Annotated in this window: 4 protein-coding genes; all 4 read right to left on the reverse strand. The window is 67.6% G+C overall.

All coding sequences use genetic code 11. The features are described from left to right. The coding region (locus Q1V87_RS14945) for a TrkA C-terminal domain-containing protein (protein WP_300594608.1) at nt 1-1,216 on the reverse strand (1,216 nt) is incomplete at its 3' end. A 125-nt stretch (nt 1,217-1,341) separates the two neighbouring features. Then, nucleotides 1,342-3,729 (reverse strand): ATP-dependent helicase, encoded by a 2,388-nt coding sequence (locus tag Q1V87_RS14950; protein ID WP_300594611.1) that lies wholly within the window; start codon nt 3,727-3,729, stop codon nt 1,342-1,344. A gap of 147 nt (nt 3,730-3,876) precedes the next feature. Next, nucleotides 3,877-4,965 (reverse strand): peptidase C39 family protein, encoded by a 1,089-nt coding sequence (locus tag Q1V87_RS14955; protein WP_300594613.1) that lies wholly within the window; start codon nt 4,963-4,965, stop codon nt 3,877-3,879. 1 nt (nt 4,966) lies between these two features. Continuing rightward, the coding region (locus Q1V87_RS14960; protein WP_300594616.1) for an ABC transporter ATP-binding protein at nt 4,967-5,278 on the reverse strand (312 nt) is incomplete at its 5' end.

The raw sequence follows: 5,278 nt of genomic DNA on the forward strand, positions 1-5,278 counted from the left end.
GGATCGTCGTCACGAATCGACCGATGCGCCCGATCCTGCCCATCACCAGGCCAACGATGAGCGCGCCGGCGGCAGCTCCGAGCGACAGATGCGATCCGCCCGGCAGCGGCACTTCGATCAGGCCGAGCAGCATGCCGGCCGCGATGCCGAGGCCCAGAGCTACCGGGTTGAGGTCGGCCATGCCGCGTTCGGAATCGCCGAGAAAGGCTGTGACCGCGGGCAACTGATCGCGCGGAGCTACCACCCGCAACCGGTCACCCTGGTGCAGCACGAAGTCGGGTGTGCCGAGGAACTCGACATCCCCGCGCCGCACCCGCACGATCGTCGCTCCGAATCGCTCGGCGACACCGAGCTGGGCGATCGTGCGCCCCGACCAGCGCGAGTCCGACAGGATGATCCGCCGGTAGTCGAGCCGACTGCGGTCGTGGGTGATGTTCACCGTGGACGGATGCCCGAGCTCATCGGTGACAGCTGCCACGACCCGCTCGGGGCCGACCACATTGATGATCGCGCCCTTTTCGAGCACCGTGTCGGGACCCACGACGATGACCTCCCCGTTGGGGCGACGCAGCCGCGAGACCAGCACCCGACCGCCGTGCCGCCGCGTGAGATCGGTCATCGTGGGGGTGCTGTCGGTGTCGATGCGGATCACGAGGTCGACGATCCGCGGTGGCGCATCAGCGTCAGTGCGACTGTGGCGAAGCGCAAGCGCGACGGCGCCCATCGCCCCGACGACGCCGAAGATGTACGTGCTCGCATACCCGACCGTGGCTGCCGGGCTGCCCCCGGTAGCAGCAAGGGCAGGGGTGCTCGTAACCGAGCCGGCGTAGGCACCGGCGATCGTTTCCGGCGACAGATCCAGCAGTGTCCCCAGGCCCAGCGTCAGAGCTGCCGCGACGATCATGATGGCCGAGACGAGCAGCAGCATCCAGTACGAGGTGCGGAGGGCATTCACGAACCCAGGCCCCGCGATGACGCCGATACTGAAGGCGAAGAGCACCAAACCGAAATCACCGACGTACGAGGGCACCTCGATCGTGACGCCCTGGGACACGCCCCAGGCCGTGAGCGCGATCATCGTGAAGAGCACGGCCACCGCACCGAGGGACATCCCCCACAGCCGGATGCGGCCGATCGCCGTACCGACACCCGTGACCAGGAACAGCACGAGCACCGGGTGATCGGCGAGCACCGTGAGCACTGAGGCGAGGGTCATAAGCCTCCTTCTGCCAGCGGGCCTGACCTGCCCTGGGCGCTGGTGCGCCCTCGCTCACGCCGTCATCGCGATCGTACGCTCGGCCGCCCGCACCGCTCAGGGGCGAAAGTCCTGGCGCGCGACTCTCAGAGCTTCTCGATCGGAGCGATCTTGATCAGGAGCTTCTTGGCTCCGGCAGTATCGAACCGAACATGCGCGACGCGCTTCGCGCCCTCGCCGGTGACCGCATCCACTCGTCCTTCGCCGAAGTCGTCGTGACGGATGCGGTCACCTGGCGCGAGCTCCATGTCGCCGTTGTCGCGCACCTTCGCGGGGATGCGGTTGGCGAACTTGTCGATCGAGGTCGACTTCGGCACGAGCGCGTCGCCGTAACGGCCCGATCCCCCGAAGCCTCCCCCCGCGCCAGACCGCCCGGGCCGCGCGTTGAGGGCGCGGGACTGCGAACCCCCGCGGGAGTTCACATCGCCGGGAGACTGGCGCCAGTCGATGAGTGTCGCGGGAATCTCTTGCAGGAAGCGGCTGGGCATCGCGACCGACACCTCACCGAACTGCGCACGGGTCATGGCGAGCGTGAGGTAGAGCCGCGCTCGAGCACGCGTGACGCCGACGTAGAACAGACGCCGCTCTTCCTGCGGCCCGCCCGGTTCCCCGGCCGAGATGCGGTGCGGGATGAGGTCTTCTTCAACACCCGTGATGAACACGGTGTCGTACTCCAGGCCCTTCGCTGTGTGCATCGTCATGAGCGACACCGACCCGCTGGCATCGTCGAGGTCGTCGGCATCCGCGACGAGGGCGACCTCGGTCAGAAAGTCGATGATCGTGCCGTCAGGGTTGTTGCGGGCGAACTCACGAGTGACGGCGACGAGTTCGTCGAGGTTCTCGACGCGCGCTTCGTCCTGCGGATCGCGGGAGGCGCGCAGGGCGTCGAGGTAGCCCGACTTGTTCAGAAGCAGCTGCAGGCCCTCGGCCACGGTGGTCGGCGGCGGGAGCTCGCCCGAGGATGGAAGCATCAGCGCGCTGGCCTCGGCGAGCACGGCATCCAGCTGCACGATCGCGGCTTGGATCTTCGGTCCGACGCCGAGCGCCGAGGCGTTGGCGAGGGCATCGCGGAACGTGATCTGTTCGTCTGCCGCGTACCGGGCGATGGCCGTTTCGGTCACGTCGCCGATGCCGCGCCGCGGCTTGTTCAGGATGCGGCGCACGGCCATCTCGTCGGCGGGATTGGCGACGGCGACGAGGTATGCGAGGGCATCCTTGATCTCGGCGCGCTCGTAGAACTTGGTGCCGCCCATGATCTTGTAGGGCACAGCCGAGCGGATGAAGATCTCTTCCAGCGCACGGGACTGGGAGTTCGTGCGGTAGAAGACTGCCATCTGCCCGTACTCGACACCGCGACGGTGGAGGGCCTCGATCTCGTCGGCGACGAACTGGGCCTCGTCGTGTTGGGAGTAGCCGGTGAAACCGACGATGGGATCGCCGGCGCCGACGTCGGTCCACAGCTTCTTGTCTTTGCGGTCGAAGTTGTTGCCGATGACGGCGTTCGCCGCAGAAAGGATGTTCTGCGTCGACCGGTAGTTCTGTTCCAGGAGCACGACCTTCGCGCCGGGGAAGTCGCGCTCGAACTCGCTGATGTTGCGGATGTCGGCGCCGCGGAACGCGTAGATCGACTGGTCGGAGTCGCCGACGACGGTCAGCGAGGCGCCCTCGAGTTCGGGAGCCTCCTCGGGCTCGAAGATCATCATTCCGCCGACGGAATACGGCTCGGCCGCGGCTCCCGTCACGGGCCGAGTGAGTTCGTGGATCAGCGCGTACTGGGCGTGGTTGGTGTCCTGGTACTCGTCGACGAGGACGTGGCGGAAGCGGCGACGGTAGACATCCGCGACCTGCGGGAACGCGCGGAACAGATACACGGTCTGGGCGATGAGGTCGTCGAAGTCGAACGCGTTGGCGCGCTGCAGAGCTCGCTGGTAGTCGCCGAAGATCTCGACGAAGAGGCGCTCGGCGGGGTCGCTCATGTTCGCCTGTCGCGCGAAGGACTCGGCATCCGCGAGTTCGTTCTTGAGCTTGGAAATCCGTCCCTGCACGCCCGCGGGGGTCAGCCCGAGTGCGTCGGCTTCGTGCTCTTTCACGAGGCGCTTGATGAGAGCACGGGAGTCGCCGGAGTCGTAGATCGTGAACGCCTTCGTGAACCCGAACTGCTCGGCCTCGCGGCGCAGGATCCGCACGCACGCGGAGTGGAAGGTCGAGATCCACATGCCGCGCCCGCGTTCACCGACGAGCTGCTCAACGCGCTCGCGCATCTCACCGGCAGCCTTGTTGGTGAACGTGATCGCGAGGATCTGACTCGGATAGGCCTCGCCGCCGCGCAGCAGCGACGCGATCCGGTGAGTGAGCACCCGGGTCTTGCCCGACCCCGCGCCCGCGACGATCAGGAGCGCCGGGCCCCGGTACAGCACCGCCTCGCGCTGCGGCGGATTCAGGCCGGTCAGCAGCTCGTCATCCACCACATCCATAACCCCGCAAGTCTATTCGCGACCCCCGACATCCGTCCCGGCCCCTCCTCGCCCCGCGAGTACCCGTCCCGATTGCAGGATCAGATGGCTTGGCCCGCCGCTCGCGGCCGCCAAAGCCGCGTTTCCGCCTGCAATCGGGCCGCTGACTCAGCGCGGCGACAAGAAGATCACGCCGCGATAACCCTCCGGGCCCCAGGCGACCAGGCGCTCGAGGCCATCGACGTGGATAGGCAGATCGTGGGTATCAACCCAGGTCTCCCCTGTTGCCGTGTTCACCCACGGATCCTCGACGACGACATAGGGCCCTGCAGCGGCGTGGGCGATGATCCAGTGCGGGCCCGGATCGGCGTGCATCGGCGCCTCGTCGATGAGAAGGAGCGCCTGCTCACCCGCGGCGACGCGCGACGCGACCTCGGTCATCGGGACGCGCGAATCCGCGACCAGGATGCCGAGATCCGCCGCACGCTTGCGCGATTCCCGCTGCAGCTCGGCCCGGAAGTCGTAGTCGAAGCCGGTGAAATCCTCCAGTAGGACCGGTCCCGGGTGATTGAGCGTGACCTCGACGGCGCCGTGAGGCCCGATGTGTTCCTGCACCGTGACAGCAAGCCCCAGCGGTTCACAGGCCGGGTAGTTGCTGGCGCGGCGCCAGAACTCGATCTCGAGATCACGATCGGGCACGGTCTCGCCCGCGAAGCCGTGGCTGCCGTAGCGCTCGGTGGCGATGAGACCAGCAACCGCTCCACACGTGAAGAGGGTCGTCTGTCCGTAATACCCGGGCTCGTCATGGGTCAGGGGAACCAGCCAGTGCACGAGTCCCCGCGTACCCTCGGTGCCGACGGCTCCCCAGGGGGCGCGCAGGGGAACGAAGCCGTGCGCGAGAGCCGACGCAGGCACGGCGGCGCCCTCGGGTAGTTCCCACTTCACTGCGGCATCGCCGCGTTCGACTGCCGCTGCGATCACGCGCGCGACGAGGCGGTCGGCGGCGTCATCGGGCGCATCAGGCGAGGTCCACAGGTCGACGATCTTCGTCGCAGCGGTTGCGGGGCGACCAGACGTGAGTGCGGCAGCCAGGATGCCCTCCCCGTGCCCGAGGGTGTGCACCGTCGGGCGGTATCCGGCGCGCTCGACGCGCCAGCGCGCGGCGCGCTCTGCACCCAAGGCAGGGGCGAGGCCGGCATCCAGAACCGCGGTGACAGCGTCTGCGCCTTCCGCGAGCACCGGTTCGATCGATTGCACGTCAGTCTTCTCTCTCGCCGGCACTCACCGACGTGTTTTCGCGGTGCGCGGCAGCGACCAGCATCCGGGTGTATTCGTGGCGAGGCTCGGTGAGCACCTGTTCGCACGGTCCACTCTCAATCACGCGGCCGTCCCACAGCACCGTCACGGAGTCGGCGAGCAGTCGCACGACCGCCAGGTCGTGCGAGATGAACAGCAGCGAAATGCCGAGGTCGTCGCGAAGCGCCGTCAACAGCGTCAGGATCTGGGCCTGCACCGAGACATCGAGTGCCGAGACCGATTCGTCGCAGATGAGCAGCTGCGGTCTCGGCGC

It is taken from the genome of Microbacterium sp., from assembly GCF_030149085.1.
Taxonomy (GTDB): domain Bacteria; phylum Actinomycetota; class Actinomycetes; order Actinomycetales; family Microbacteriaceae; genus Microbacterium.